Consider the following 26940-nt stretch of genomic DNA (forward strand, 5'->3'; position numbering starts at 1 on the left):
GCCTCACAGCCCCGACAGGTCGTCGGGGACGTCCACGGCATACCTGCGCAGGAGGTCCAGGGGGATCACCTCGAGCACCTGCTCGTGGGTGCTGGCGAGCACCACCGGCGCGGCGTGACCGTCCTGCTGGGCCTGCAGCCAGCGCACCGCGACCACGCACCAGCGGTCCCCGGGTCGCAGTCCGGGGAAACCCCACGAGGGCCGGGGCGTGAGCAGGTCGTTGCCGACCGAGAACTCGTGGGTGAGGAACTCCTCGGTCATGACCGCGCAGACACCGTGGACGCCGGCGTCCTCCGGGGTCACCTCGCACGAGCCGGACCGGGTGAAGCCGGTGACCGGGTCGCGGCCGCACTCCTCGAGCGGGGCACCGAGCACGTTGCGCATGAGGCCAGCATGTCAGGCCGCACGGACCCCCGGCCGCAGGTCCACTCCGCGGACGGTGCTGCCTCAGCCGCGGGAGGCGACCTGGGCGTCCAGCTCCTGCAGCTCCCGCAGACCCGCCCGCACGACCTGCTCGTTGCCGCTGCGCAGCTTGGCCACCGCCTTCCTCACCTCGCCCGGCTTGACGCCGGCCGCCCGGGCCTGGCGCAGGTGCTCGGCGCTGGTCAGGTCCATGTCCAGCACCGCCGCGGCCTGCGACCGGATGCTCGGTGCGGGCACCGGCTGCGCCTGAGCCTGCGGCAGGCTGCGGGCCGCGACCGAGGAGAGGCCCATCGCCGGGGCGACCGCCGAGGCGTACGCCCGGTTGCCCGCCCGGTTGGGGTGGAAGGACTCGTCGATCGGGAGCGTCAGGTTGTTGATCCACGCCTGCCGGTCGCACACGGCGTGGCCGGCGAAGTCGTCCCGGACCTCGACGTAGGTGAAGCCGGCCGCGGTCGAGCGAGCGTCGATGAGCCGGTCCAGCTCGGCGGTGCCGGAATTGAGCCGCGCCATCTCCCGACCCGAGAAGAAGGTGGCCCAGGAGCAGTCCTGGCCGTTGAAGAGGTAGGGGTAGCCGGCGACGGCGACCTCGGCGTTGGGCGCCCGGCCGGCGATCTCGCCGTAGACCTGGTCGAGACGCCCGGGCAGCACCGTGCGCAGGATGGTCAGGCTGTCGTCGATCTCGCCGTCGCAGTCGCTGATCCACCCGGGCAGCGCGCACTCGGTCAGCACGTCGGCGAACCCGACGTCGTTGCCGCCGATCGTCATGGACACCAGGGCGGTGTGCGCGTCGAGGGTGCCGAGCTGGTCGGCCAGCACGTCGCTCGTGTCGGCCCCCGAGCAGGCCCGGTAGTGGAGGTCGAGGCCCCGCTGACCGGCGATGAGCGCGGGGTAGCCGTAGGGCGAGCGGTAGCAGGAGTCGGTGCGGGCGTAGGTGCCCGTCCCGGCGGAGAAGCTGTCGCCCAGGGCGACGTAGTCGCCGTCGCTGCTCGCCGCCTGCGCGGGGGCGGCGGCGAGGGTGGCGCCCAGGGCGAGGGTGCAGGTCGAGGCCAGGAGGGTCCGTGTCGTCGTTGACATGAGCACATGCAAGCACAGGCCTCCGACGCACCGCAGGGTCTCGCGCCCCGGACCTGGCGCCGGTGCCCTCTCCCCGGGCAGCAGCGCCGCGGCGCTACCGGAGGGGGACGAAGCGGTACCACCCCGGCGCCTGGCGCCGGTGCACCCGCGTCCCGCGGCGTCGCGCGAGCACCAGCCGACCGTCCAGCGGCACGAGCAGGAGGCCGCCGTCGACCAGCTGCTCCACCAGCTCCTGCGGCCAGCGCGAGGCCATGGCCGAGACGAGGACGCGGTCGTAGGGCGCCCCCGCGGGCCACCCCAGCACGCCCGGCACCGCAGCCCGCACCGACGCCTGGCGCAGACCCGCCCGCCGCACCCGCTCCTCGGCCTCCTCGGCCAGCGGGGCCTCCAGCTCCACCCCGACGACCGAGCCCGACGCGCCGACCAGCCGCGCGAGCAGGGCCGTCGTCCAGCCCGACCCCGCACCGACGTCCAGGACGCGGTCCCCGGGCCGCACGTCGAGCAGCCGCAGCATGGCGGCCACGGTGCTGGGCTGGGAGCTCGTGGCGCCGTGCCCGATGGGCAGCGGGACGTCCTGCCCAGCCCGGTCGCGCAGCCCGGGCGGGAGGAAGTCCCGGCGCGGCACCATCTGCATCGCCTCGGCGACGGCCGGGCTTCGCGGCTGACCGGCACGGCCCATGTCGTCGACCTCCGGGGGCGGGAGCGGGGTGAGGCGCAGGATACGCCCGCCCCGCGCCGACCCACGGCTGCTGACAACCGGGCCGGGCACGTCGACCCCAGCCACGGCATACCCGGCGGCCGTGTGGACGTCGGGCGTCCGCCGCGAGAGGCTGGGGGCATGGCCGATGTCCAGGTGACCCGGAACGACGACCTGACGAGGTACGAGGCGCACCTCGACGGTGCGCTCGTGGGCTTCGCCGAGTACCAGCTCACCGACATCCTGGTGGTCTTCACGCACACCGAGGTCGAGCGGGCCGCCGAGGGTCAGGGGGTCGGCAGCGCGCTGGCACGGTGGGCCCTGGACGACGTGCGCGACCAGGGGACCCGCCGGGTGCTGCCGATCTGCCCGTTCATCAAGGCGTGGATCGACCGGCACCCCGACTACGCCGACCTGCTCTACTCCGGCCGCCAGGGCTGAGGTCCCACCCGTCCGCGGACCTGGCGCGCGCCCTGCCACCCCTCGCCCGACGGCGTAGGCTCTGGCCCTGTCGACCTTCCTGCGTCTCGTGACCACGCTGCACGCCAAGCTGGTCAAGGCGACCGGCCGGCTCGGAGCCGGGCCGCAGGACGGCGCCGTCCTCGTCCTCGACCACACCGGCGCGAAGACCGGGACCGCCCGGGAGACGCCACTGATGTTCGTCCGGCACGGCGAGGGGTATGCCGTCGCCGCCTCCGCGAACGGTGCGGACCAGCACCCGGGCTGGTTCTACAACCTGCGGGCTCACCCCGACGTCACCATCCACGTGCAGAAGCGCGCCATCCCCGTGCGGGCCCGCGAGGCCGGGCCGGTGGAGCGGCAGGAGATCTACGCCCGCTTCGTCGCGGTGCACCAGCGTTTCGCCGCCTACCAGGACAAGACCTCCCGGGTCATCCCGGTGGTCGTGCTGGACCCCCGCTGAGGCAGGGTTGACAACATACAACTAGTTGGTTGTATGTTGTCAACATGGACGACCCCTCCGAGGACCGCGCGGACGCGATGTTCCACGCGCTCGCCGACCGCACGAGACGCGACATCCTGCGCCGCGTGCTGGCCGGGGAGCACTCGGTGTCGGCCCTGGCGACGAGCTACGACATGAGCTTCGCCGCCGTCCAGAAGCATGTCGCCGTGCTGGAGCGCGCCGGCCTGCTCACCAAGCGTCGGCGCGGCCGGGAGCAGCTGGCCAGCGGCGACGTGGAGGCCGTCCGCTCGGTCTCCTCGATGCTCACCGAGCTGGAGCACCTGTGGCGCGGCCGCATCGATCGCATCGACACCTTTCTCGAGGAGCACTGACATGCCCGTCACCAGCGTCACCACCGACACCGCCGGACGCACCATCACGATCACCGCGGAGTTCGCGGCACCGGTCGAACGGGTGTGGGAGATGTATGCCGACCCGCGCCAGCTGGAGCAGGTCTTCGGCCCGCCCTCGCACCCGGCGACCTTCGTCGAGCACGAGCTCGCGCCGGGCCGGACCACGAAGTACTTCATGACCGGCCCCGAGGGCGAGAAGTACGGCGGCCTCTGGGAGATCACCGGCGTCGACACCGGCCGCAGCTTCACCTTCGAGGACCGCTTCGCCGACGCGGAGACCTGGTCCGCGGCCGAGAGGATGCCGGTGTCCCGCAACACGTATGCCTTCGAGCAGGTCGACGGCGGCACCCGCGCGACCTTCACCTCGGTCTACGACTCCGCCGAGGGCCTCCAGCAGGTGCTGGACATGGGCGTCGAGGAGGGCGCCACCGAGTCGATCAACCAGATCGACGGGTTCCTGGCGGCCTGAGCCCGGCCGGGGGGCGGTGGCGCCCGGCGTGCGGGGATCGTCCGTCCACCCCGGCATGTCGGGCACCGCTGCTACCGTGTCCCCTGCTGCGCGAGAGAGGTGGGGCGATGGCGGGGGACGACGAGGTCGTCATGGTGAACAACACCTACAAGGACGCTGTCCGCAGCGCCCGGTCGGCGTGCGTGAGCCCGGCTGCACGGCTGGAGGACGCCTTGCGTGCCGCGCGGCGCGCGATGGACGCCGGGGCCTGGCAGGGCCCCATGGGCGAGGACTTCTCCGGGGAGCTGAACACCTACCGGAGCCGGCTCAACGAGGCCGGGCCGGCGGCGCTGGACGACTTCGACCGGGTCATCTCCGGTCAGCCGGAACGCGTCCCGTCGACGGCCTGGCAGGTGCGCTGGCAGCGCATGGGACTGCGCTGAGGTCGGCATGGCGCTCGTCAGCATCGACATCGGGGCGATGGAGGAGCTCGTCGCCGACATGAGGTCGGCCTACGACGAGCTCCCCTCCGACGTGAGCACCATCCGCGGCCGGCTGGACCAGGTCCTCATCGGCACCGGGTCCGTGGCCCAGGTCGACTTCGGGTCCGCCGTCTGGACCTGGATGGGCGACCGCATCCGCGACCTCAACCGGCGTCTCGCCCTGGCGCGCCTCATCGCCGCCAGCACCCCGGGCATACCGGGCGTGGGCGTCGTCGAGATCGACGAGAGCTACGTCAGCGACCTGTCGCAGGCGGAGGTCGACGCCCTGGCCGACGAGGTCGAGGTGCTCATGACGCCGGCCGAGTTCGCGGACCCCCAGGACATCGACCCGCGGCTGCTGGAGATCCTCGCCGAGCACGCCCACGACCCCTACTTCGCCGCCGCCGTCGCGGGGCGAGTCCCGCCCTCGACGCTGGACCAGTACCTCCAGAGCATCTCCTCCTACCGCGAGTTCCACGCGCGGACCCCGGAGGAGGCCACCGACTTCGACGGCCGCTACGACGCCCTGCTCAACGGGCTCGGGATGACCTACGGGCTCGCCTCCCAGGGCGAGGGCGACCTCGAGGTCCCCGGGATGAGCGAGGCCTGGGCGGACGCCATCGAGGACGTCCCGCCGATCAGCGGCCGGGCGCAGCGCCTGTCCCTCGTCATCTCGCGGGGCACCTTCTCCACCGACCTGCTCACGACGGTCCACGACCGGATGGTCGACCTGGAGGGCGACCACGGGGCGGAGTACTGGACCTCCATGGGATTCATCTTCGACCCGGACCCGAGCAAGAGCCCGGCCACCAACCTGGTGACGGACCCGTTCGGCGGGCTCTACCAGGGGATGGGCCACAACCCCGACGCCCTGCGCCAGGTCTTCGCCGAGGGCGAGACCATCACGGTCGAGACCGACGACGGGCCGGTCGAGGTGAACGCCCGGCTGTGGGAGACGATGCGCTTCCGCGGGATGGACGAGTATGCCGTGTCCCAGCTGGTCGCCGGGCTCCAGACCGGGCTAACGGCACCGCCGGTGGAGGGCGCCGACGCCTGGCAGCCGGGGCTGGTCGAGGACCTCGAGGGGTCGATCGCGGCGATCGAGCGGGAGGCGCGGATCGCCGAGGAGAACCGGCCGCCGTGGTACGCCCGGGCCGGCCACATCGTCCTCGACGTCCTGGGGATGGTGCCGCTGGTCGGCGAGCCGGCGGACGTGCTCAACGGCCTCTGGTACACCGCCGAGGGCAACTACGTCGACGCCGGGCTGTCCTACGCCGGGGCGGTGCCTGTCGTCGGGTGGTTCGCGGTCGGCGGCAAGTGGGTCAAGCGCGCGCTGACGGTCGAGGAGCTCGCCTCGATCGAGCGGCTGGCCGCCAGCGGCACCGACGTCGGCCGGCTGCTGCCCGGCGGGCGGCTGGCCGCCTCGGCCGACGAGCTCGCCGACGCCGCCAACTTCACCACCGACGCCTTCCTCACCCCCGCAGAGCTGCGCCGCTTCGGGGACCGGCCGTGGCTGCAGAACATGGTGGCCGGCAACAGGTTCGACACCTACATGACCCCGAACTACCCCCACAACCAGGTCTACCTGCAGGCGCCCGGCGGGTCGGGCTACGTGCGGCTGGACAGCTACGTGCCCGGCGAGGAGATCATCTCGCGCAAGCTCACCCAGCTCGGCGACGTGCAGTCGACCACGGCGTTCAGCTACATCGACGAGCTGGTCACGAAGTACCCCGACTCGGCGAGGGTCGCCGACGTGCCCTCGACGCAGATGTCGGGCTTGGCAGGTCAACGACTCCAGGGCGAGATGGTGCTGCAGGTGCCGCCACAGGCCGGAGGGACCATCCCTGACGAGGTGGCTGAGTACGCCTTCGAGAACGGCGTCCATATCATCGACATCAACGGCTTCGACTACACCGCCCACCTGTTCGACTGAGGAAGCGAGACACGTGCCCTACCGGTATGGCCAGAGATGGCATGGAAAGCTGCGCAAGCCCATCGGCGAGATCACCGAGGCCGAGGCTGAGCGGCGATTCACCCACGGCCCGTTCTTCTCGGTCAGCAAGGTCGGCGATCCTTCCGGCGGTGCGGTCCCCGACTTCACGCTCAGCATCGACCCTGACGGGATGTACGTCGGCAGCATCTTCTACGACGAGTTCGGCTCGGAGGTGAAGAAGTACCACTTCGACGAGGAGGCGGCCCGTCCTGGTCACTTGTTCCTCCGGGAGGTCGTCGTCACGGTCTACCCCGACGGCCAGGACAAGTGGCTGTCGCTCCGCGACTCCAAGGCGCATCGGTCCTTGCTCTTCCAGCCCGACGGCCGGGCCCGTTCCTACCTCGCCGTCAAGGGTGAACCGGCGGCCAAGGTCGAGGAGTTCACGGATGTCGACGTCTCGGCCCACTGGGTGCCGATGATCACCTTCGGCGACTGGGACCGCTTCGGCGAGCACCGCGAGCCGGGGCTGCCCGGCTGAACGCGACACGATGACCTACCGGTACGGACGTGATTGGCACCCCGTGCTGCGCAGACCGATCCAGGAGATCAGCGAGCCGCAGGCCCGGAAGCGCTTCACCGGTGGTCCGAGCCTCTCGGTGAGCAGGGTCACCGATCCCTCCGGTGGGCTGGTGCCGGACTACACGCTCACGATCAACCCGGCTGGTATGTACGTCGGGGCGGTGTTCTACGACTCGTTCGGCTCGCAGGTGAAGCACTACCACTTCTACGAGCAGGCCGACCGTCCCGGGGAGCTCTTCCTGAGCGGCCTCACGGTGCACGTCTACCCGGACGAGCAGACGACGTGGCTCTCCCTCAGGGACTCCAAGGCGCACACCGCCTTCACGTTCAGACCCGACGGGTGGGCCCGGTCCTACTTCGCCATCACGGGTGAGCCGGTGGCCAAGGTCGAGGAGTTCACGGACGTCGACGTCTCGGCCCACTGGGTGCCGATGATCACCTACGGCGACTGGGACCGCTTCGGCGAGCACCGCGAGCCGGGGCTGCCCGGCTGAGCCGAGAGAGCGACGGCATACCGGTCGGACGCCCGTGTCACGAGGTGGCGCACACGGAGCTGCACAGGTATGCCGTCGCGCGGCCGCGAGGGACGCTCAGATCTCCTCGCCGTCCCGGACGGCCTGCGCGAAGGCGGCCATCGAGGGGTACTCCGCCAGGTAGGACCACTGGCCGCGCGGCTCGGGCGTCGCGCCCCAGCCGGGGCGGGCGTGGCGGCGGTTGATCCAGACCGAGTCGAGCCCGCGCCGGGCGGCCGGGACGTGGTCGTGGAAGAGGCTCTGCGCGACGTGCAGGTGCTCCTCCCGGGCGATCCCGAGGTCCCGCAGGGTGGCGTCCAGCGCCAGGAAGTGCGGGTCGGCGGGCTTGTACGCCCCGACGTCCTGCGCCGTGACGACCGCGGACGGCGTCATGCCGAGGTGGCGGTTGCTACCGGCGAAGCCCTCACGGTGCACGTTGGACAGGATGATGAGCGAGAACCTCTCCGCCAGCGAGGCGAGCGCCTCGGCGGAGTCCTCGAACGCCGGCCAGTCGGGCACCGAGGAGCCCAGCCGCTGCCTCCACCCCTCGTCGACCTCGGCGCCCAGCGCCCGCCCGGTGCGCGCGAAGGCCTCGGCGAGGACCTGCGGGTAGAGCGTGCGCGGGCGCTCGCGCGCCACGTCCGCCTCGTGCCGGGCATACTCGCGCAGCAGCTCCTCCTCGCTCAGCCCCAGCCCCACCTGCGCGGCCCAGGGGACGAGGACGCCGCCGATCCCGGCCTCCCAGTCGATGAGCGTGCCGTAGACGTCGAAGCTCAGCGCGCGGTAGTCCTTCAGCCGCATCACCGAGCCTCACTCTCGGCGGCCTCGAGCGGCTGGTCCTCGACGCTGCGCCGGGAGCCGGGGGTGAGCAGGCTGACGACCACCAGGGTCACCAGGGTGGCGGGCAGGGACACCAGCACCGAGTTGAGGTCGCCGGGCTGGCCCAGCTGCTCCCAGGTGATGGTGAGGACGACCGCGACGCTCATCGAGGCGATCGCTCCCCACTTGGTCGCCCGCTGCCAGAAGAAGATGGCGAGCACCGGCGGGGCCAGGGCCACCCCGTAGACGGTGTAGGAGTAGAGCTGCAGCTCGAGCACGGTGGGGAAGAAGCGCCCGAGCACGTAGGCGACCACGGCGATCGCCAGCACCGCGAGGCGGTGCACCTTGAGCCGGCCGCCGTCGTCCAGCTGCACACCCATCATTCGCTGCACCGCGTCGTAGACGACGTTGCCCGCGCCGGAGAGCAGGAACGAGGAACCGGTGGTGATGATGAAGGCCAGGGCCCCGCCCAGCAGCAGGCCGCCGATGACCACGGGCAGGTAGCCCTCGCCTGCCAGGGACAGGATCGCGGTGTCCGGCTCGATGTCCGGCAGAAGCACCACGGCCGCCGACCCGAGCAGCGCCACGGGCACGGTCACGAGGAAGCTGGTGAAGAAGAACCCTGCGGTGGCCTGCTTGGCCTCCTCCTCGCTGCGCGCGGCGCCGAGCCGCTGGTACATGTTCTGGTCGGCCAGGATGAGCAGGAAGAGCGGGAGGAAGTAGCCCAGCAGGGCCAAGGCAGGGAGTCCGCCGGAGAGGGTGGTGTGGGTGTCCGGCATCCCCTGCCAGTAGGCGTCCCACCCGCCGATGTCCCGGCCCAGGATGATCGGCAGCGCCACGAGCAGGCTCACCACGATGACCATGGCCGAGATGAAGTCGCTCCAGGCGACCGATCGCAGGCCGCCGCCCACGGCGAGGAGGGTGATGATGACCGCCACGAGGATCGCGCCGCCCTGGGGGGACAGGGGCGTGATGACGCTGATGATGTAGCCGCCGCCGGTGAACTGGTAGGCGGTGATGCCGGTGTAGGCCAGGATCGTGATGAGCGCCGCGATGATCCGCACGGCCACGCCGTAGCGCCGCTCCAGCAGCTCGGGGACGGTGTGCGCACTCGAGCGACGGACCCGCTTGGCGATGAAGTAGAGCACGACGATCCCCACCGGTGTCCCGGCCATGAAGAAGATCGAGGCCAGCGGGCCGTAGCTGTAGGCGAAGCTCGCCCCGCCGATGATCGTCCCGGACCCGACCCAGGTGGCGAGCAGGGTGCCGATCATCACCGGCTTGGGCAGGCTGCGGCCGGCGAAGAGGAAGTCGTCACCGGTCGCGGTGTACTTGCGCCGGCTGAACCAGACGCCGATGCCGACCATCAGGGCCAGGTAGAGGACCAGGATGGTGACGTGCACGGGCTGCATGACAGACCTCCCACAGGGACGGGATGGGACCGCCGGGCCCGGCGGACGCTGCACGCCATCCAACCGCGAGTGCCATCAGATTGCAACAACTATTGCACTTCGGGCAGCAGTCCGTCCTTGTCGCGGGGGAAGAGCCCGAAGTCCCGCCAGAGCTCGTCGGCGGCGTCGGCAGCCCGGGTCGCCGCCCCGGGATCGGCCGCGACGATGGCGGCCACCACCGCCTGGACCACCGTCACCGTCGGCACGAGCGAGGGGAACATGCTGGCCCCCTCGCTCGGGACCATGACGAACTCGTCGGCGAGCGCCGTGATGCCCGGTCGGGCGTGGTCGCCGACGACGACCAGCCGCACCCCCCGGTCCCGGGCGAGGCCCGCGATCTGCAGCAGGTCCCCGGGGGTCCGCCACAGGTGGAAGATCACCAGCGCGTCCCCCTCGCGCAGCACCGCGAAGGCGTTGAGCAGCGCCGTGCCGCCCGCGCGCTCCAGCCGCACGTCGTGCCCGAGGGTCTGCGCGAGGTGGGCCAGCTGCAGGCCGGGGGCTGCGAAGCTGCCGGACCCGAGGACGAGGGTGGTGCGCGCGGCCACGATGATGGCGGCCACCCGGGCGAGCTGGTCCTCGTCGAGGAGGGCGGCCAGGTCCCGCAGGTTGTGCAGGTCCTGCCGGACGGCGGCCTCCCCGGCCCCCTGCGCCTCCCCGTGCTCCTGCAGCACCTCGGACGCCGAGAGCAGCGACAGGAAGCGGGACCGGACCTCCGCCCGCAGCTGCGGCCAGCCGGTGAACCCGATGAGCTGGGCCGCGCGCACGACCGTGGCGGGGTTGACCTCGGCGAGCCCCGCCGCCTCTTGGACGGAGGCGTACGACATCTGACGCGGGTGCGAGCCCAGCGCCCTCAGCACCTCCTGCACCCCCCGCCCCGGTGAACGCGCTCCGAGGCGCGACGCCACCCACGGCGGCACCTCGCTGACGGACATGGACGTCATTGTGCAACATTTCTTGCGGGTCTGTGGCAGGGTGAAGCGCGAAGCCCGCGAGAGGAGATCAGCAGTGGAACCGCATACCGTCGTCCTGCAGGGAGGCAGCGTCTGCGACGTCACGGCCGGGGAGGCCGTCCGTGCCGACGTGGTCATCAGCGACGGGGTGATCCAGGAGGTGGGCCCGGACGTGACCACCCCGCGGTCGGCCACGACGATCGACGCCACGGGCCTGTTCGTCAGCCCCGGGCTCATCGACGCACACGTCCACGTCACCGCCGGGACGGCGGACCTGGCGGCGCAGGCGGAGTACTCCCCCTTCTACGTCGCGGCCCAGACCCAGGGGATCCTGCGCGGGATGCTCGAGCGCGGCTTCACCTCGGTGCGCGACGTCGGCGGGGCGGACCACGGGGTGGCGGCCGCGGTCGCGGACGGGCTGTGGGCCGGTCCCACCGTCTTCTTCGGCGGCAAGGCGCTGTCCCCGAGCGGAGGGCACGCCGACCTGCGCAGCGCCGGTCGCCAGGTCGTCGACAACCACGTGTGCTGCCCCAACATCGGCACCCTCTGCGACGGGGTCGACGAGGTGCGCCGAGCTGCCCGCAACCAGCTGCGCACCGGGGCCGACCACGTCAAGATCATGCTCTCCGGCGGCGTCGCCTCCCCGACCGACCGGGTGGACTCGCTGCAGTTCTCGGTCGACGAGATCCGGGCCGTGGTCGAGGAGGCCGCCAACGCCAACCGCTACGTGACGGGGCACGCCTACACCGCGCGGGCGGTCAACCGCGGGCTGGAGCTGGGCCTGCGGTGCATCGAGCACGGCAACCTCATCGACGCCTCCAGCGTCGCGCTCTTCCGCGAGCACGACGCCTTCCTCGTGCCGACCCTCGTGACCTACGACTACCTGAGCAAGGAGGGCGCGGAGGCCGGCCTGCCCGCTGCCAGCCAGGCCAAGGTCGGCGACGTGCTCGAGGCCGGGCTGCACGCCCTGGACCTCGCCTCCAAGGGCGGCGTCCGGATCGCGCTGGGCACCGACCTGCTGGGCGCGATGCACCGGCACCAGAGCCACGAGTTCACGATCCGGGCCCAGGTCCAGGCGCCGGAGGACATCCTGCGCTCGGCCACCCTCGTCGGTGCCGACCTCGTCGGGCAGCCGGGACGGCTGGGCACGGTGGCCGCGGGCGCGACCGCCGACCTGGCGCTCTGGCGGGGCGACCCGCTGGCGGACGCCCAGGTCCTGGCCGACCCCGGGGCCCAGCTGCGGATGGTGCTGCAGCGCGGCGTCGTGGCGCACGAGGCCTGAGACCCGGACCGGGGGGTCCGGGCGTCCGAGCCGAGAGCCCCACCAGCACGACGAGTCCCAGGAGCCCCACGGTGCCGGGAAGATCGCCGAGGACGGGGATATACCGCGGTCTTCTGCACCTTTCTCGGCACTCTGTGACTGTTGTGCCTGCTGGGATCTGCGGTGAGGACCGAAGGGGACGGCGCGCCCGAGCCCCGGACGGGATGCCTGCCCTGAACAGCGAAGAGCCCCAGGTGATCGATGATCCCTGGGGCTCTTCCGGTGTGCGCGAGGGGGGAGTTGAACCCCCACGCCCTTGCGGGCACACGGACCTGAACCGTGCGCGTCTGCCTATTCCGCCACTCGCGCGAGTGCCGAGCAAGATTAGCACGGGGGGAGGGCACGGCCCGAATCGTCGACCCCGCCTGACACCCCCCGGGCCCGCCGCCCCAGCCGTCACCGCACCCCCCAGCCTCCAGGCTCCTCCCACGGTCGGCAGATACCATCGAGGCGCCAGCCAGTGCCGTGACGAGACCGAGGAGCAGGACGTGGGTGTGTTCGACAGGCTCGAGCGGGGTCTCGAGCGCGCCGTCAAGCAGCCCTTCGCCAAGGTCTTCAAGGCCGAGGTGCAGCCGGTCGAGATCGCCTCGGCGATGCGCGGTGCCATGGACGACCGGGCCGCCGTCCTGGGCCCCGGGCGCACCATGGTCCCCAACGTCTTCACCGTCGAGCTGGCCGAGTCCGACTACGAGCGGCTCGCGTCCTACGAGCACGCGCTCACCGACGAGCTCATCGCCGCTGCCGAGGACCACGCCGATGCGCAGCGGTATGTCGCTCCCGGCCCGTTCGAGGTGCGTCTCGTCTCCGGGGACGAGCTGGAGACCGGCATCTTCCGGGTCCGCCCGACGGCCAAGGACGGCCGGAAGGGCGGCCAGCGCGGCGGCGCGCGCGAGTTCGCCCAGGCCCAGCGCGCGCGGGACGAGCGCAGCGAGGCACAGGAGCGCGAGCAGCGGGAGGCGGACGCACGTCGTGCCGCCGAGGCGCGCGACCGCGTCCACGACCACGACCACGACCACGACCGGGACGCGGAGGCCTACGCGGAGTCGGCATACCGTCGACCCGCCGCCGAACGCCCGCGGCCGCGCCGCTCCGGCCCCGCCCTGACCATCGACGGCCGGCAGGTGCCGCTGACCGCGGCCGTCACCACCCTGGGGCGCGGCGAGGACTGCACGCTCGTCGTCGACGACCCGGGCGCCTCCCGCCGGCACGCCGAGATCCGCATCAGCCACGACGGGCCGCACCTGCAGGTGATCCTGCGCGACCTCAACTCCACCAACGGCACCTACCTCAACGGTGAGCAGGTCGGCAGCGAGGAGCTGCGCTCCGGCGACCGCATCACCCTGGGACGCACCCACATCACGGTCCACCTGGAGGGTTGATGGGTGAGCTGACCCTCAACCTGCTGCGCCTCGGGGTGGTCGTGCTGCTCTGGGCCTTCGTCGTCGCCGTGGTCGGCGCGCTGCGCGGCGACCTCTACGGCACCCGGGTGCTCACCCGCAACGCCGGCCCGACCCGCAAGCCGGAGTCGCGCTCGGACCGCCGGCAGCGGCGGAACACCCCCACCCACCTGGTCGTGACCGAGGGCCGGCTGCGCGGCACCTCGGTACCCCTGCACGACGCCGGGGTCCTCGTCGGGCGCAATCCCGAGTGCTCGGTCGTCCTCACCGACGACTACGCCTCCGGCCGGCACCTGCGCATCTACCCCGGCGCGGATGCGTGGTACGCCGACGACCTCGGCTCCACCAACGGCACCGAGGTCAACGGCCAACGCATCGCGACCGGTGCCCGGCTCGACCCGGGCGCGCAGATCCGGATCGGCCAGACCGTCCTCGAGCTGCGTCGTTGAGCATGGCCCTCGCCCTGCGCTACGCCGCGCGCACCAACATCGGCCTCGGCAGCAAGTCCCGCAACGAGGACTCCGCGTATGCCGGTCCCGAGCTCCTGGTGCTGTGCGACGGCATGGGCGGGCACGCCGCCGGCGACGTCGCCTCCTCCCTCGTCGTGGGGGAGCTCGTGCACCTCGACGGGGAGTCGCACGGCGCCGACGACGCCCTGGACATCCTCGAGCACGCCCTCGAGGAGGCCAACAACCGGCTGGCCGACGTCATGGAGGTCTACCCGGACTCCGACGGCATGGGCACCACGTGCATCGCCATGCTCCGGGTCGACAGCAAGCTCGCGGTCGCCAACATCGGCGACTCCCGGGCCTACCTCCTGCGCGGTGGCCGCCTCACCCAGATCACGACCGACCACTCCTTCGTCCAGAAGCTGCTCGACGAGGGCCGGATCAGCCAGGAGGAGGCCCAGCACCACCCCCAGCGCTCCCTCGTGACCCGCGTCTTCACCGGCCGCCCGGAGGACCACCCGGACCTGTCGCTGCGCGAGCTGCGCGAGGGCGACCGGGTGCTGCTGTGCAGCGACGGGCTCACCGACTACGTCTCCACCGAGGTCGTCACCGAGATCCTCGCCGAGCCCGGCCGCACCCCCGGCCAGGTCGCCGACGCGCTGGTCCACACCGCGCTGCGCGCCTCGACGCGCGACAACGTCAGCGTCATCGTCGCCGACGCCGTCTCGCCCGGGGAGGGGACGAGCAAGCCCCAGGTGGTGGGGGCCGCCAGCGAGCGGCGCGGCACCCGCCCGTTGAGCCACCTCAGCCCCGCCGAGAAGGCCGCGGCCCTGTCCCGGGAGGCCGCAGGCACCTCCGAGATCGCCGAGGCGCCGCTGCTGGCCGAGGAGCAGTCCCGGCCCTGGGTGCGCTGGCTGCGGCTGGCCGGGGTCGGCATCGCCGTCGCCGCGGTGCTCGTCGCCGGCGGCTGGGCGGCCTGGATGTGGAGCCAGCAGCAGTACTTCGTCGGGGAGCAGGACGGGCGGGTGACGATCTACCGCGGCATCTCCCAGGACCTCGGGCCCGTCCGACTGTCCACGGCCGAGGATCAGACCGACGTGCTCGTGGAGGACCTGCCGGACTACTACCAGGAGCGGGTGCAGGACACCCTGTCCGCGGACGGCCGCGCGGGTGCCGACCGCGTCGTCGCGGACCTGCGCGCCCTCACCCCGGCGGCCTGCGTCCCGACCGTGCTGCTGCCCGACGGGACGACGTCCACGCAGATCCCGGACGACATGGACACGACGACCGCCGACAGCCTGGCCGACGCCACCGGCGCGCCGGGCACCGGCTCGCCCGTGGACGACCTGCTGCGCGAGTCCCTGGAGCTGGGCAGCGGCACCCTCGCCGGCCCGGGGGACACCACCTCCGGCGTCACCCCCACCGGCGCCGAGGACGAGGCGCGACCCACCGCGACGGTCGTCTGGCCGGAGGGATGCCCGTGAGCACCACCACCCCCACCCCCTCGACCGTCACCAGCCTCGCGGTCCGCAGCGGCCGCACCATCGAGATGCTCCTGCTCGTGCTCGCGGTGGGCATCGTCACGCTGGCCTACGTCGCGGTCAACCTCACCGTCACCGGTGAGCTGCCCGCCGACGTCTGGTGGCACGTGGGCATCTACTCCGCGCTCGCGGCGGGTCTGCACGTCGTGCTCCGACTGCGCGCGAGGTATGCCGACCCCCTCCTCCTCCCGCTCGCGACGCTGCTCAACGGGCTGGGTCTGGTGATGATCCACCGCATCGACCTCGTCCCGGGCCAGCTCGGGACCTCGGGGGTCGCCAGCCGGCAGCTGCTGTGGACCGGGCTGGCGATGGCGATGGCGGCGGCGGTGCTGGTCCTGCTGCGCGACCACCGGGTGCTGCGTCGCTACACCTACATCGCGATGGCCCTCGGGTTCGTCCTCCTGCTCCTGCCGATGCTGCCCTTCATCGGGGAGACGGTGAACGGCTCCCGCCTGTGGATCCGCATCGGTCCGTTCAGCTTCCAGCCCGGCGAGCTCGCCAAGATCGCGGTGGCCGTGTTCTTCGCCGGCTACCTGGTGTCCACCCGGGACGCGCTCTCGCTGGTCGGCCGCCGGGTGCTCGGCCTCCAGCTCCCGCGCGCCCGGGACCTCGGGCCCATCCTCGTCGCCTGGTCCCTCTCCGTGCTCATCCTCGTGCTGCAGCGCGACCTCGGCTCCTCGCTGCTCTTCTTCGGGCTGTTCGTCGCGATGCTCTACGTCGCCACCGAACGCACCAGCTGGATCGTCATCGGCCTGGCCCTCTTCGCCTCCGGCGCCGTGCTGGCCTGGCGGCTGTTCAGTCACGTGCAGAGCCGGGTCACGCTGTGGCTGGACCCGTTCGCGCCGGACCAGTCCGACCAGGTGGCCAAGGGGTTGATGGGCCTGGCCCACGGCGGCATCTTCGGAGCAGGTCTGGGCAACGGCTACCCCTACATCACCTACTACGCCAACAGCGACTACATCGTCGCCAGCTTCGGTGAGGAGCTCGGCATGGTGGGGCTGTTCGCCCTGCTCATGCTCTACGCCCTGCTCGTGGAGCGCGGTCTGCGCACGGCGATCGGCTCCCGCGACGGCTTCGGCAAGCTGCTCGCCGTGGGGCTGTCCTTCACCGTCGCGCTGCAGGTCTTCGTCATCGTCGGCGGCATCACCCGGGTCATCCCGCTGACCGGCCTCACCACCCCCTTCCTCTCCGCCGGCGGCTCCTCGCTGCTGGCCAACTGGATCATCGTGGCGCTGCTGCTGCGGATCAGCGACGCCGCCCGGCGCCCCATCTCCGAGCGTCGCCAGGACCCGAGCATCGACGCCGCCGAGCGGGCGGAGGCACCCCGATGAACACCCCCGTCCGCCGGCTGGCGCTCGTCGTCTTCGCGATGTTCACCGCCCTGCTGCTGTCGACCACGTGGATCCAGTTCGTCCAGGCCGACGACCTGCGGGACCGCGCCGGCAACCGGCGCACCCTCATCGAGAACTACAGCCGGGACCGGGGGGCCATCCTCGTCGACGGCAACCCCATCGCCTCCTCCGAGCCGACCGACGACGAGCTGGAGTGGCTGCGCCGCTACCAGCAGCCGTCGCGGTATGCCCACGTCACCGGCTACTACTCCTTCACCTACGGCGCGGGGCTCGGTCTGGAGCGCGCCGAGGACTCGCTGCTCGCGGGCACCGACGACAGCCTCTTCTACCAGCGGCTGTCCGACGTGGTCACGGGCAGACCGGCCTCGGGCGCGAGCCTCGAGCTCACCATCGACCCCGACGTGCAGGCGGCCGCCGTCGAGGCGCTGGGCGACCGGCGCGGGGCGGCGGTCGCCCTGGACCCCCGGACCGGGGAGATCCTGGCGATGGTCAGCCGCCCTAGCTTCGACCCCAACGCGCTGTCCAGCCACCGGCTGAGCGCCGTCGACGAGGCCTACGTCGCGCTGACCGAGGACCCGGCCCGACCGCTGACCAACCGCGCCATCGCCGGCGACCTCTACCCTCCCGGGTCGACCTTCAAGCTCGTGGTCGCCGCGGCGGCGCTGGAGTCCGGGGAGTACGAGCCGGACACCGAGCTGGAGGGCGGGCTGACCTACACCCTCCCCGGGACCGAGACCACGCTGCCCAACTTCGGCGGCGCGGCCTGCGACCCGGAGGACCGCCCGACCCTCGCCGAGTCGGTGCAGGTCTCGTGCAACACCTCCTTCGCCTGGCTGGCCGGCGAGCTCGGCGAGGACGCCCTCCGGCAGCAGTCGGAGGCGTTCGGGTTCGGCGAGCCGCTGGAGGTCCCCATGAGCGTCACCCCCTCGATCTACCCGGACGAGCTCGACGACGCCCAGCTGGCACTCACCGGCATCGGCCAGTTCGAGGTCCGGGAGACGCCGATGCAGGTGGCGATGATCTCCGCAGCCATCGCCAACGGCGGGGTGACGATGACGCCATACCTCGTGGAGGAGGTGCGCAACTCCGACCTGGAGGTCATCGAGTCCGCCGAGCCGCGCACCCGGTCGCGGGCCGTCTCCAGCCAGACGGCCCAGCAGCTCACCGACATGATGGAGCTCGTGGTGGAGCAGGGGTCGGGCCAGTCGGCCGCGCTGCCGGGGGTCGAGGTGGCCGGCAAGACGGGCACCGCGGAGTATGGCGACAGCGGCGCCGCGCACGCGTGGTTCACCGGGTTCGCACCGGCCGAGGACCCGCAGATCGCGGTCGCCGTCATCGTCGAGTCGGCGACCGACAACTGGGCCGGGGAGACCGGCGGCCAGGTGGCGGCGCCGGTCGCCCGGGCCATGCTCGATGCAGGAGTGGAACGATGAGCGAGGACCCCACGGAGGCCACCCCGCGGCCCGAGGACCCCCCGTCGACGCAGCGGGTGCTGGGCGGTCGCTACGAGCTCGGCGACCTCATCGGCCGCGGTGGGATGGCCGACGTGCACCTCGGCCACGACCTGCGGCTGGGGCGCCCGGTCGCCATCAAGGTGCTGCGCACCGACCTGGCCCGGGACTCCTCCTTCCTGGCCCGCTTCCGGCGCGAGGCGCAGTCGGCCGCCGGGCTGTCGCACCCCGCGATCGTGGGCGTCTTCGACTCCGGCGAGGAGCCGGTGGCCGAGTCCGGTGGTGCCAGTGTGCAGGTGCCCTACATCGTCATGGAGCTCGTCGAGGGCAAGACGCTGCGCGAGCTGCTCAACGAGCAGCGCACCCTCGACCCCGACGAGGCGGCGCGCATCACCGCGGCCGTGCTCGCGGCGCTGGAGTATGCCCACGAGCGCGGCCTCGTGCACCGCGACATCAAGCCGGCCAACGTCATGGTGACCGAGGCGGGTGCGGTGAAGGTCATGGACTTCGGCATCGCGCGGGCCATCGCCGACACCGCCGCCACGATGACGCAGACGCAGGCCGTCATGGGCACGGCGCGCTACCTCTCCCCGGAGCAGGCCCAGGGACTGGACGTCGACGGGCGCTCCGACCTGTACTCCGTCGGATGCCTGCTCTACGAGCTGCTGGCCGGGCGCACGCCGTTCCAGGGCGACCCCGTCTCGCTGGTCTACCAGCACCTGGGCGAGGCGCCCAAGGCCCCGTCCACCCACGCGGCCCGGCTGCCGCAGGCCCTGGACGCCGTCACCCTGCACGCGCTGGAGAAGAAGCCGGAAGAGCGCTACCAGGACGCGGCAGCCTTCCGCGCGGACCTCAACGCTGCACGCGCGGGTGAGCCGGTCTCCGCCGCGGCGCGCTCCACCTACGACCGGGCCCTCGGGTTCGGCGCGGCCGGGGCGGGAGCGGCCGCAGCGGCCGCCGCCGCCGCGAGCCGCTCCGGTGCCGCCACCCAGGCGGTGCCCGCCGCCGGGGCGGCCGGCCAGGGGTCGCAGGCCTATCCCGAGGAACCCACGGGCATCTTCACCCGCGCCGAGGAGGACGACCGCTACGAGCGGACCGACGAGCTGCCGGTGCGTGAGCGCCGGCACCCGGGGGCCGCGCTGCTGCTGGGGGCCCTCGCCCTGGTGGCGCTGGCCGGGGTCGCCTGGGTCCTGGTGCAGGTCCTGGGGCCGGGCGGCGAGGACGGGCCCGAGATGCTCGTCGTGCCCAGCACCGTGGGCAGCACCGAGGCGCAGGCCAGGACCACTCTGACCGCGGCCGGCTTCACCGTGGCCGAGGACGTCGTGCAGCGCAACAGCGACGAGGAGCCCGGCGTCGTCATCGAGCAGGACCCGCCCGGTGGCGAGGCGCCCCGGGGCGAGGAGGTGGAGCTCACGGTGTCGGCCGGGCCGCAGGCCCGGACCATCCCCCGCCTGCAGGGGCTGGAGGAGCAGGCGGCCCGGGACCTGCTGGAGCGCGAGGGCTTCAGCAACGTGCGGGGCGAGTCGCAGGTGACCGACGACCCCGACTGGGAGGAGGGGCAGGTCGTCTCCAGCGACCCCGGCGAGGGTGAGGAGGTCGCCCCCGACGAGCTCATCGAGCTCACCGTGTCCAGCGGCGAGGTCGAGGTGCCGGACGTCGTCGGGCTCGACCAGAACGAGGCGGTGCTGCTCCTCGACGAGCAGACCCTGGAGTGGGAGGTCACCACGCGGCGCACCGGCGAGGCGGACGCCGGCACCGTGCTCGAGCAGTCCGTCGAGGCCGGGGAGACGGTCGAGCAGGGCACCACGGTCGAGCTGGTCATCGCCGCCGAACCCGTCGAGACCGCCACCGAGGTCGTCACCGAGTCGGTGACGGTGACGCCCAGCCCGACGCCGGAGCCGACCGAGGACCCCACCACCGAGGAGCCGACGGAGGACCCCACGGACGAGCCGACCGAGGAGCCCACGGTCCCCCCGGAGCCGACGGAACCGCCGGAGCCGACGGACCCGGGCCCGCCCGAGGACCCGGGGCCGCCGGAGAACCCGGGGCCGCCGGAGGACCCGACCGACTGACCGGCGCCGCGCGGGTCAGCGGGAGCCGACGACCTGGGCGTGGCCCGGCCGGACCTGACCGGCGTAGGCCGGGAGCTCGGTCTCCTCGAGGTCGGCGACGGCATACCCCAGCCCGACGGCGTCGGCCCAGTCGCGGTAGGTCGCGACGACCGGGTCGGCCGCGAGCGCCGCGTGCAGGGCCTCGGGATCTCCGACGGCGGTGACGGTGAAGGGCGGGGAGTAGACCCGGCCCTGGAGGTAGAGGGTGTTGCCCACGCACTGCACCGAGCTGGTCGCGACGATGCGCTGGTCCTGCACCATGATCGCCTCGGCGCCACCCGCCCACAGGGCGTTGACCACGCCCTGCAGGTCCTGCTGGTGCACGACGACGTCATCGACCGAGTAGCCCTCGGGCAGGGTGTCCAGGCTGTAGCCGGCGTCGTCCAGGGTGACGCTCACCGCCGGCCCGGAGACGGCGGTCGCGCCCACGCCCGCCGCCAGCTCCTCGGCCCGCTGCAGGTCCACCGCGGCGGCGCTGGTCGCCTGCTCGGCCCGCAGCCGGTCCACGTCCTGGCGCAGCTCGTCGGCCCGGGCGCTGAGCTCGCGCACCTCGAGGTCGCGCTGGGTGATGAGGCCGACCAGGTCCCCCGGCTCCGGACGCGCGTCGCGGGCCAGCGAGGCGCTGGTGCCGAAGAGCAGCCCCGCGGCGAGGCAGACGAGCGTGACCCCGACCGTCCTGCTCCGGGCCCGGCGCGGCGTCACCGACGGCCCCGGCTCCCCGCTGCGCTGATCGGTCATGGGTCCCAGGGTATCCGGCGTATATCCTGGCGGCTCCCACCACGAAGGAGTCGACGTGCCCGAGTCCCGAGGCCGAGAAGGCGCCCGCAAGCGCGCCCAGCGCACCAGCCAGACGGAGCCCAGGACCCAGAGCCTGCCGAGCAACCCCTCCTGGTTCGTGCCGGTGATGTGTGCGTTGATGATCATCGGCGTGCTGTGGGTGGCCATCTTCTACATCACCGGTGGCCTGTGGCCCATCGAGTCCATCCGCTACTGGAACCTGGGGATCGGTATGGGCCTCATCATGATCGGCTTCGGCATGGCGACCCAGTGGCGGTAGTTGTCCACAGGTTGTCCCCACGATGGGGATAACCACACCGGTGTAACTCGGTGCGCCTGCGGACCGGGGCGTTCAGCCGGGCAGCCCGAGGGCCGCGGGGCCCAGGACCTGCCACAGCCGCAGCCCGGCCAGCAGCAGGAGCACGACCAGCACGCCGGCCAGCGCCGGCCAGGCGAACGCCCGGCGCCGCACGGCCTGCGGGGACCGGCCGGGCGCTGAGGTCAGGAGCATGAGCCCGCCGATGGCCGCGCCGGTCACGGCACCGCCGATGTGGGCCTGCCAGGCGATGCCGCCCACGAAGAACGGCAGGGCCAGGTTGATGCCGATCATCACCAGCAGGCCCGTCGACACCCCGCCCCGGCGCCAGGCCAGCACGATGTAGAGGAACAGCAGCCCGAAGATGGCGCCGGAGGCGCCCACGACGGGGCGGACCCACCCGGGGTCGGGGGCCGCCAGCACCAGCACCCCCACCGAGCCGCCGACGGCGCAGATGAGGTAGGCCACGGCGAAGCGCGCGCGCCCGAGGGCCTCCTCGAGCACGGGGCCGACGGCGAAGAGGATGTAGAGGTTGAAGGCGATGTGCAGCAGGCTCTGCGGGGAGTGCACGAAGGCCGAGGTCACGAGCCGCCACGGCTCCGCCCCGGCGAGCACGCCGACGAACGCCAGCTCCCGGGTCACCGCGGGGTTGGCGAGCTGCGCGACGTACACCACCGCGCACAGCCCCATGAGCGTCCAGGTGACGGTGGGCCGGCCCTGGCGCACCGGCGCACCGAAGCGGGTGCGGGCGACGGGAGCCGAGCGGGCGCCCTCGGACACGCAGTCCACGCACTGCACCCCCACCGCCGCGGGGCGCTGGCAGTCAGGGCAGGTCGGGCGCTCGCAGCGCTGGCACCGGATGTAGGACGTCCGGTCGGGGTGCCGTGGGCACACCGGTGGACCGTCCGGCGCGCCGCCGCCACCGGGCGGCATCCCCGGGGCGTCGGCGGCAGATCCGCTCACCGGCTCGTCCGGGGCTCAGCCCTCGACGCTGACCCGCTCGATGACGACCGGCTCGGCCGGCTTGTCACCGGCACCGGTCGGCACCGCGGCGATCGCGTCGACGACGTCGCGGGAGGCCTGGTCGGACACCTCGCCGAAGATGGTGTGCTTGCCCTGCAGCCACGGGGTCGGCTCGACGGTGATGAAGAACTGCGAACCGTTGGTGCCCTTGCCCATGCGCTTGCCGGCGTTGGCCATGGCGAGCATGTAGGGCTGGGTGAAGGTGTGGTCGGGGCTGATCTCGTCGTCGAAGGTGAAGCCCGGGCCGCCGAAGCCCTCGCCCATCGGGCAACCACCCTGGATCATGAAGCCCGGGATGATGCGGTGGAAGGACAGTCCGTCGTAGAACGGCTGCGGGTTGCTCCGGCCGGCGTCGTCGGAGTACTCCTTCTCCCCTGTGGCGAGGCCCGTGAAGTTGGCGACCGTCTTGGGGGCCGCGTGCTCGAAGAGCACCAGTGCGATGTCGCCGTGGTTGGTGTGAAGCGTGACGTTCATGACCCCAGTTTCGCACGGTGCTCCGAGCCCGCGTGCCTGGCGGGTGAGGTGGAGTTCGGGGGCGGGACAGGGCAGGATGGGCCCAGACCGACAACAGGAGGGACAGCACGTGTTCTTCAAGACCGATGCCGAGCGGGCCGCGACCCAGGCCAGCCGCGCCCGGCAGGATGCCTCCGAGGCCGGTGCGAGCGCCGCGTCCGGCGCCCGCAACCTGGGTGCCGCCTTCCTGGCGACCCTCGCCGAGGTGACCGCCCCGCAGGACGACACGTCCGGGCGCAAGCACGCCCAGAAGGCCCGCGCCAAGGCGCTCAAGGCCGCCCAGCAGGACCGCGAGTCGGCCGCCAAGGCGGCAGGCAAGGCACGTGAGGCCGCCGGGCAGGCGCGCCAGCACAGCCGGTCGGCCCTCGAGAAGCAGAGCAAGAAGGCCGGCGGCACGGCTGCGGCCGTGGGTGCCGTCACGGCCGATCGCGCCTCGCGCCTCGCCGACGACCTGCGTAGCCACAGCGAGGAGGCGGCCAAGAGCGCCCACGGGCACGGGACGAAGGCCGCCAAGAACGCCCGCAAGCAGGGCAAGAAGGCCGCCAAGAACGCCCACCAGCAGGGCAGGCAGACCGCCAAGAACGCTCGCAAGCAGAGCAAGCGGGCGGTGAAGGGGGCGCGCCACCAGGGCGATGTCCTGCGCGAGCAGGGGCTCCACGCCGTGGACGTGCTGCGCGACCGCTCGGCCGCCGCCCTGGACCACGCCGGCCCCGTCGGCGAGGCCGCTGTCGCCCGCGCGGGCGCGGGCGCTGCTGCGCTCGCCGGCCTGGCGGCTGCCACCCGGGACCGCGCGGTCGCCGGGATGGACCACGGCATCGACGTCGCCGTGCCGCGCGCCCAGGAGGGCGTCGCCGGCGTCGCCCCCGCGGTGGACCACGTCCGCGACCTCATCAACGACGAGCTGCTCCCGAAGATCCAGCAGATGCTCGCGGACATGCAGGTCGGCAAGGACCGCCTGCTGGCGCAGGACGAGGGCGTGGTGGCCGCAGTGACCGGGGCGCCCAAGCCCAAGAAGCGCCGGGGCGGGGCCCTCATCACGCTGGGCCTGCTCGCCGCCGCCGGCGCCGGCCTCGCCTGGTGGCTCGCCCAGCAGCAGCAGCCCGCCGCCGACCCGTGGGCCGCCAAGGAGACGCGCGACCCGTGGGCCGCGAGCACCTCGACCACCACCTCCTCCTCGGCGGCCGCCGCTCCCGCGGCGACCGGCGCAGCGACGGCGGGTGCGGTCGGGTCCACCCCAGAGAAGGAGACGACCATGAGCAACGACGCTCAGGAGACCCAGGCCGACCACCCGGTGGCCGACGACGGCATCGGCGAGGACCGGGGCCAGGTCGCAGACCAGCACGGCGACAGTGCCGCCGGGAGCTCGGACGCGGACGTGGCAGCGCCGTCGCTCAACGACGACGGCTCGCCGAAGATGCTCGACACCGAGCAGATCGACGAGCTCGGCAGCGACCAGGCCGCCCCCGTCGAGGAGCAGGGTGAGGGCGAGGCCCCCGTCGAGGAGATCCGCGCCGCCCAGGCCCGCCAGGAGGAGTCCCTGCCGCACGCCGCCGACGGTGACGGCGACGACAACCCCAGCCGGGTCTGACCGACCGGGTCTGAGGCCACCGGGCCACACCGGCCAGCACGAGGCGTCCACCACCGCGGTGGGCGCCTCGTCGCATGTCCGGCGACACACCCTCCACCTCCCCGACCTGCGGCGACGGCGCGCCTAGATTGGGCGGCAGCGGTTCCCGGGTCGGTCGACGAAGGAGGTGGGACGGCAGATGTCTCTGCCCGCCTCGTCCCCGACCCCCACGGAGGACCGCGCCCCGGCCCCCGGCGGTGAGCGGGCCCTCGTCGACCCCGGCGAGCACCGCACCCGCGCGTCGCTGCCCCCGCGCCACAGCGCAGCACCTGGTGCCGTCCCCGGGGCCGCCCCCACCCGGCGACCGCGTCGCGGAGGTCGCGGTCCCCGCGACGTCGACCCGCGACCCGGCCACATCCCGGGCCTGGACGGTCTGCGGGCCATCGCGATCCTCGCGGTCCTGACCTTCCACTTCGTCCCGACGGTCCTGCCCGGCGGGTTCCTGGGCGTCGACGTCTTCTTCGTCGTCAGCGGCTTCCTCATCACCACCCTGCTGCTGCGCGAGGTCGACCACCGCGGACGGGTCGACCTGCCCACCTTCTGGCGACGACGCGCGCGTCGGCTGCTGCCCCCGCTGGCCGTGGTCGTGCTGGTCAGCGTCGCCACCGCCCGGCTGGTCGGCGGCGACCTGCTCGTCGGCATCGGTCGGCAGACCCTCGGTGCCCTCACCTTCACCAGCAACTGGCTGGAGATCGCGGTCGGCGCGAGCTACTTCCACAGCACCAGCCCCATCCTCTTCGTCAACTTCTGGAGCCTGGCGGTCGAGGAGCAGTTCTACCTCCTGTGGCCGCTGGCGCTGGTCGTCCTGCTCGCGCTCGCCCCCACCACCCGGCACCGGGTGGCAGCCGTCGCGCTGCTCGGGCTCGCCTCGACCGTGCTCATGGCCACCCTCGTCACCACCGGCGCGGACGCCACCCGCGTCTACTACGGCACCGACACCCACCTCATGGGGCTCATGGGCGGGGCGGCGCTGGCGCTCGCCTGGGCCGACCCCGGGCACCGGGCCGGCCTGCGCACCCGCACCTGGCGACGGGCCCGTGGTCCCGCCGTCATCGGGGCACTGCTGGTCCTGGGAGGCCTCATGCGCTGGTCCGGGGAGGACTCGGCGCTCACCTTCCGCGGTGGCATCGCCCTCGCGTCGGTCGCGACCGTCGTGCTCATCGCCGGCCTGCTCGAGGCCGACTCGCCGTGGCGGAGGGTCATGTCGCTGCGGCCGCTGGCCTGGCTGGGGCAGCGCTCCTACGGCATCTACCTCTGGCACTGGCCGGTGCTCGTCATCGCCGGGGCGCTCGTCCCGTATGCCGTCGGCACCGCCCGCGGCACCGCTGTCCTGCTCAGCGCCCTGGTCATCACCCTGGTCCTGGCCGAGCTGTCCTGGCGACTGCTCGAGGTGCCGGTCCGCCGGCGGGGCATCCGGGCCAGCATCCGGGCCGCCGGCGGCTGGTTCACCCAGGGGTGGCACCGCAGCAAGCGCCCGCGCATCGTCGCGGCGGGCCTGGTGCTCCTGCTCCTGGCTACCGTCATCGCCCTCGTGACCGCCCCCGAGAAGTCCGCGACCCAACGACAGATCGAGCAGTCGCAGACCCGCATCGACAATGGCGCGCCGGCCCCCGCCTCGACCCAGGAGGGCCCGGCCGAGGCCGTGCGCCGGGGCACCGGGCTCGGCGCGACCCTCGGCGCGACTGCCGAGGAACCTGACGGGGCGGCTGCGCAGGACGGGGCGAGCGAGGAGGACGAGTCGGCCGGCGAGGGCGAGGAGGGCGCCGCCGAGGCGGAGGACGCACCGTCCCCCGGTGAGGTGGACGTCAACGGCAGCACCTTCCGCGAGGACACCGACGGGCTGCTGGTGCCCCCCGGGTCCGACCTCACCGCCATCGGCGACTCCCTCGTCGTCACCAGCGCCGACGGCCTGACCTACCGCTTCCCCGACATCGCCTTCGTCGCCGAGTCCAACCGCCAGTGGGGCGACGCGACGCAACGCGTGGACGAGGCCCTCGAGGCCGGGACCGTGCGCGACAACGTCGTCCTCCACCTCGGCACCAACGCCGGCGTCGACGAGGAGGCGCTGCGGGCGGTGCTGGACGCGCTCGGACCGGAGCGCAACGTCGTGGTCATGGACCTCTACGTCCAGGCGTCCTTCACCGAGTCCTCCAACGAGACCCTGCGCGAGGTCGCCGCGGACTACCCCCACACCGTCGTCGGGGAGTGGAACGCCACGATCAGCCAGCAGCCGGAGACGCTGCAGAGCGACAACGTCCACCCCGACATCGACGGGATGCACGTCTACGCCGAGGTCGTCGCCCGCGCCTTCGACGAGCTCGCCCGCCGCGGCTGAGCCCGCCGCCCCGGCGCGGCCCCGCGCGTCGTGCCCGGTCAGCAC

27 protein-coding genes and 1 tRNA gene are annotated in these 26940 nt (G+C 72.9%); 18 read left to right on the forward strand and 10 right to left on the reverse strand.

The window, feature by feature from the left end; translation table 11 throughout:
• Positions 1–3 precede the first annotated feature (3 nt).
• From Q0795_RS11560 to Q0795_RS11570, 3 genes are all read right to left on the reverse strand, one after another.
• Positions 4–384, reverse strand: coding sequence for a DUF2237 domain-containing protein (locus Q0795_RS11560; RefSeq protein ID WP_298889836.1), 381 nt, complete (start codon positions 382–384; stop codon positions 4–6).
• Between the two features lie 63 nt (positions 385–447).
• Positions 448–1497, reverse strand: coding sequence for an SGNH/GDSL hydrolase family protein (locus tag Q0795_RS11565; protein ID WP_298889837.1), 1050 nt, complete (start codon positions 1495–1497; stop codon positions 448–450).
• A 94-nt stretch (positions 1498–1591) separates the two neighbouring features.
• Positions 1592–2281, reverse strand: a complete 690-nt coding sequence (locus tag Q0795_RS11570; RefSeq protein ID WP_298889838.1) for a methyltransferase domain-containing protein — start codon at positions 2279–2281, stop codon at positions 1592–1594.
• Positions 2282–2335: 54 nt separating this feature from the next.
• Between Q0795_RS11570 and Q0795_RS11575 the strand changes: the two genes are divergently transcribed.
• The 8 genes from Q0795_RS11575 (at position 2336) to Q0795_RS11610 (ending at position 7444) form a co-directional block, all read left to right on the forward strand.
• Entirely contained in the window at positions 2336–2635 is a 300-nt protein-coding gene (locus Q0795_RS11575; RefSeq protein ID WP_298889839.1) for a GNAT family N-acetyltransferase, read from the forward strand.
• Positions 2636–2723: 88 nt separating this feature from the next.
• Positions 2724–3116, forward strand: coding sequence for a nitroreductase/quinone reductase family protein (locus Q0795_RS11580; RefSeq protein ID WP_298889840.1), 393 nt, complete (start codon positions 2724–2726; stop codon positions 3114–3116).
• Between the two features lie 44 nt (positions 3117–3160).
• Positions 3161–3487, forward strand: coding sequence for a metalloregulator ArsR/SmtB family transcription factor (locus Q0795_RS11585; protein WP_298889841.1), 327 nt, complete (start codon positions 3161–3163; stop codon positions 3485–3487).
• A gap of 1 nt (position 3488) precedes the next feature.
• Positions 3489–3977, forward strand: coding sequence for an SRPBCC domain-containing protein (locus Q0795_RS11590; RefSeq protein ID WP_298889842.1), 489 nt, complete (start codon positions 3489–3491; stop codon positions 3975–3977).
• 107 nt (positions 3978–4084) lie between these two features.
• Positions 4085–4399, forward strand: a complete 315-nt coding sequence (locus tag Q0795_RS11595) for a hypothetical protein (protein WP_298889843.1) — start codon at positions 4085–4087, stop codon at positions 4397–4399.
• Positions 4400–4406: 7 nt separating this feature from the next.
• On the forward strand, positions 4407–6371 hold the full coding sequence (locus Q0795_RS11600) for a hypothetical protein (RefSeq protein ID WP_298889844.1): 1965 nt from the start codon (positions 4407–4409) through the stop codon (positions 6369–6371).
• 13 nt (positions 6372–6384) lie between these two features.
• Positions 6385–6909, forward strand: a complete 525-nt coding sequence (locus Q0795_RS11605) for a hypothetical protein (RefSeq protein WP_298889845.1) — start codon at positions 6385–6387, stop codon at positions 6907–6909.
• Positions 6910–6919: 10 nt separating this feature from the next.
• Positions 6920–7444 (forward strand): hypothetical protein, encoded by a 525-nt coding sequence (locus Q0795_RS11610; RefSeq protein ID WP_298889846.1) that lies wholly within the window; start codon positions 6920–6922, stop codon positions 7442–7444.
• A 96-nt stretch (positions 7445–7540) separates the two neighbouring features.
• On the opposite strand, the gene Q0795_RS11615 is transcribed toward Q0795_RS11610, so the two are convergent.
• The 3 genes from Q0795_RS11615 to Q0795_RS11625 all read right to left on the reverse strand — a co-directional run bounded on the left by Q0795_RS11615 (position 7541) and on the right by Q0795_RS11625 (position 10664).
• Positions 7541–8263 carry an HAD-IA family hydrolase gene (locus Q0795_RS11615; protein WP_298889847.1) on the reverse strand — a complete coding sequence of 241 codons (723 nt, stop codon included), beginning with the start codon at positions 8261–8263 and terminating at the stop codon, positions 7541–7543.
• On the reverse strand, positions 8263–9693 hold the full coding sequence (locus tag Q0795_RS11620) for a sodium:solute symporter (protein WP_298889848.1): 1431 nt from the start codon (positions 9691–9693) through the stop codon (positions 8263–8265). Before Q0795_RS11620 ends, Q0795_RS11615 begins: the two co-directional genes overlap by 1 nt.
• 89 nt (positions 9694–9782) lie before the next feature.
• A complete protein-coding gene (locus tag Q0795_RS11625) occupies positions 9783–10664 on the reverse strand; it encodes a hypothetical protein (RefSeq protein WP_298889849.1) in 882 nt (293 codons plus the stop codon).
• A 73-nt stretch (positions 10665–10737) separates the two neighbouring features.
• Between Q0795_RS11625 and Q0795_RS11630 the strand changes: the two genes are divergently transcribed.
• Positions 10738–11964, forward strand: a complete 1227-nt coding sequence (locus tag Q0795_RS11630) for an amidohydrolase family protein (RefSeq protein ID WP_298889850.1) — start codon at positions 10738–10740, stop codon at positions 11962–11964.
• Between the two features lie 264 nt (positions 11965–12228).
• On the opposite strand, the gene Q0795_RS11635 is transcribed toward Q0795_RS11630, so the two are convergent.
• A tRNA-Leu gene (locus Q0795_RS11635) sits at positions 12229–12312 on the reverse strand.
• A gap of 179 nt (positions 12313–12491) precedes the next feature.
• Between Q0795_RS11635 and Q0795_RS11640 the strand changes: the two genes are divergently transcribed.
• Genes Q0795_RS11640 through pknB form a run of 6 tightly spaced genes read left to right on the forward strand, consistent with a single transcriptional unit; the run spans position 12492 to position 20265 of the window.
• On the forward strand, positions 12492–13382 hold the full coding sequence (locus Q0795_RS11640; RefSeq protein ID WP_298889851.1) for a DUF3662 and FHA domain-containing protein: 891 nt from the start codon (positions 12492–12494) through the stop codon (positions 13380–13382).
• Positions 13382–13849, forward strand: a complete 468-nt coding sequence (locus Q0795_RS11645) for an FHA domain-containing protein (RefSeq protein WP_298889852.1) — start codon at positions 13382–13384, stop codon at positions 13847–13849. Before Q0795_RS11640 ends, Q0795_RS11645 begins: the two co-directional genes overlap by 1 nt.
• Positions 13850–13851: 2 nt before the next feature.
• The gene (locus Q0795_RS11650; RefSeq protein ID WP_298889853.1) at positions 13852–15333 is read left to right on the forward strand and encodes a protein phosphatase 2C domain-containing protein; all 1482 of its coding nucleotides are present in this window, start codon (positions 13852–13854) and stop codon (positions 15331–15333) included.
• Complete coding sequence (locus tag Q0795_RS11655) at positions 15324–16721, forward strand: FtsW/RodA/SpoVE family cell cycle protein (protein WP_298889854.1); 1398 nt, start codon at positions 15324–15326, stop codon at positions 16719–16721. Before Q0795_RS11650 ends, Q0795_RS11655 begins: the two co-directional genes overlap by 10 nt.
• Complete coding sequence (locus tag Q0795_RS11660; RefSeq protein WP_298889855.1) at positions 16718–18175, forward strand: penicillin-binding protein 2; 1458 nt, start codon at positions 16718–16720, stop codon at positions 18173–18175. The genes Q0795_RS11655 and Q0795_RS11660 overlap by 4 nt, the downstream gene beginning before the upstream one ends.
• Complete coding sequence (pknB, locus tag Q0795_RS11665) at positions 18172–20265, forward strand: Stk1 family PASTA domain-containing Ser/Thr kinase (RefSeq protein ID WP_298889856.1); 2094 nt, start codon at positions 18172–18174, stop codon at positions 20263–20265. Before Q0795_RS11660 ends, pknB begins: the two co-directional genes overlap by 4 nt.
• A 15-nt stretch (positions 20266–20280) precedes the next feature.
• On the opposite strand, the gene Q0795_RS11670 is transcribed toward pknB, so the two are convergent.
• On the reverse strand, positions 20281–21042 hold the full coding sequence (locus Q0795_RS11670) for a DUF881 domain-containing protein (protein WP_298889857.1): 762 nt from the start codon (positions 21040–21042) through the stop codon (positions 20281–20283).
• Between the two features lie 55 nt (positions 21043–21097).
• Between Q0795_RS11670 and Q0795_RS11675 the strand changes: the two genes are divergently transcribed.
• Positions 21098–21361: a cell division protein CrgA gene (locus tag Q0795_RS11675; RefSeq protein ID WP_298889858.1), complete on the forward strand. Its 264-nt coding sequence runs from the start codon at positions 21098–21100 to the stop codon at positions 21359–21361.
• 72 nt (positions 21362–21433) lie between these two features.
• Here Q0795_RS11675 and Q0795_RS11680 read toward each other — a convergent pair whose 3' ends face one another.
• Together Q0795_RS11680 and Q0795_RS11685 are read right to left on the reverse strand one after the other, a co-directional pair.
• Positions 21434–22360 carry a rhomboid family intramembrane serine protease gene (locus Q0795_RS11680; RefSeq protein WP_298889859.1) on the reverse strand — a complete coding sequence of 309 codons (927 nt, stop codon included), beginning with the start codon at positions 22358–22360 and terminating at the stop codon, positions 21434–21436.
• Between the two features lie 15 nt (positions 22361–22375).
• Entirely contained in the window at positions 22376–22894 is a 519-nt protein-coding gene (locus tag Q0795_RS11685) for a peptidylprolyl isomerase (RefSeq protein WP_298889860.1), read from the reverse strand.
• A 109-nt stretch (positions 22895–23003) separates the two neighbouring features.
• Between Q0795_RS11685 and Q0795_RS11690 the strand changes: the two genes are divergently transcribed.
• Together Q0795_RS11690 and Q0795_RS11695 are read left to right on the forward strand one after the other, a co-directional pair.
• Positions 23004–24521: a hypothetical protein gene (locus tag Q0795_RS11690; protein WP_298889861.1), complete on the forward strand. Its 1518-nt coding sequence runs from the start codon at positions 23004–23006 to the stop codon at positions 24519–24521.
• A 178-nt stretch (positions 24522–24699) separates the two neighbouring features.
• Positions 24700–26895 (forward strand): acyltransferase family protein, encoded by a 2196-nt coding sequence (locus Q0795_RS11695; protein ID WP_298889862.1) that lies wholly within the window; start codon positions 24700–24702, stop codon positions 26893–26895.
• The last annotated feature ends 45 nt before the right edge of the window (positions 26896–26940 follow it).

Origin of the sequence: uncultured Serinicoccus sp. (assembly GCF_947487915.1) — a bacterium.
Taxonomy (GTDB): Bacteria; Actinomycetota; Actinomycetes; order Actinomycetales; family Dermatophilaceae; genus Ornithinicoccus.

Bases quoted from the DNA above. Each gene is read 5' to 3' on its own strand.
- Q0795_RS11560 (WP_298889836.1), bottom strand. From the start codon at position 384: ATGCGCAACGTGCTCGGTGCCCCGCTCGAGGAGTGCGGCCGCGACCCG.
- Q0795_RS11565 (WP_298889837.1), bottom strand. From the start codon at position 1,497: ATGTCAACGACGACACGGACCCTCCTGGCCTCGACCTGCACCCTCGCC.
- Q0795_RS11575 (WP_298889839.1), top strand. From the start codon at position 2,336: ATGGCCGATGTCCAGGTGACCCGGAACGACGACCTGACGAGGTACGAG.
- Q0795_RS11585 (WP_298889841.1), top strand. From the start codon at position 3,161: ATGGACGACCCCTCCGAGGACCGCGCGGACGCGATGTTCCACGCGCTC.
- Q0795_RS11590 (WP_298889842.1), top strand. From the start codon at position 3,489: ATGCCCGTCACCAGCGTCACCACCGACACCGCCGGACGCACCATCACG.
- Q0795_RS11595 (WP_298889843.1), top strand. From the start codon at position 4,085: ATGGCGGGGGACGACGAGGTCGTCATGGTGAACAACACCTACAAGGAC.
- Q0795_RS11600 (WP_298889844.1), top strand. From the start codon at position 4,407: ATGGCGCTCGTCAGCATCGACATCGGGGCGATGGAGGAGCTCGTCGCC.
- Q0795_RS11610 (WP_298889846.1), top strand. From the start codon at position 6,920: ATGACCTACCGGTACGGACGTGATTGGCACCCCGTGCTGCGCAGACCG.
- Q0795_RS11615 (WP_298889847.1), bottom strand. From the start codon at position 8,263: ATGCGGCTGAAGGACTACCGCGCGCTGAGCTTCGACGTCTACGGCACG.
- Q0795_RS11620 (WP_298889848.1), bottom strand. From the start codon at position 9,693: ATGCAGCCCGTGCACGTCACCATCCTGGTCCTCTACCTGGCCCTGATG.
- Q0795_RS11625 (WP_298889849.1), bottom strand. From the start codon at position 10,664: ATGTCCGTCAGCGAGGTGCCGCCGTGGGTGGCGTCGCGCCTCGGAGCG.
- Q0795_RS11645 (WP_298889852.1), top strand. From the start codon at position 13,382: ATGGGTGAGCTGACCCTCAACCTGCTGCGCCTCGGGGTGGTCGTGCTG.
- Q0795_RS11650 (WP_298889853.1), top strand. From the start codon at position 13,852: ATGGCCCTCGCCCTGCGCTACGCCGCGCGCACCAACATCGGCCTCGGC.
- Q0795_RS11655 (WP_298889854.1), top strand. From the start codon at position 15,324: ATGCCCGTGAGCACCACCACCCCCACCCCCTCGACCGTCACCAGCCTC.
- Q0795_RS11660 (WP_298889855.1), top strand. From the start codon at position 16,718: ATGAACACCCCCGTCCGCCGGCTGGCGCTCGTCGTCTTCGCGATGTTC.
- pknB (WP_298889856.1), top strand. From the start codon at position 18,172: ATGAGCGAGGACCCCACGGAGGCCACCCCGCGGCCCGAGGACCCCCCG.
- Q0795_RS11670 (WP_298889857.1), bottom strand. From the start codon at position 21,042: ATGACCGATCAGCGCAGCGGGGAGCCGGGGCCGTCGGTGACGCCGCGC.
- Q0795_RS11685 (WP_298889860.1), bottom strand. From the start codon at position 22,894: ATGAACGTCACGCTTCACACCAACCACGGCGACATCGCACTGGTGCTC.
- Q0795_RS11695 (WP_298889862.1), top strand. From the start codon at position 24,700: ATGTCTCTGCCCGCCTCGTCCCCGACCCCCACGGAGGACCGCGCCCCG.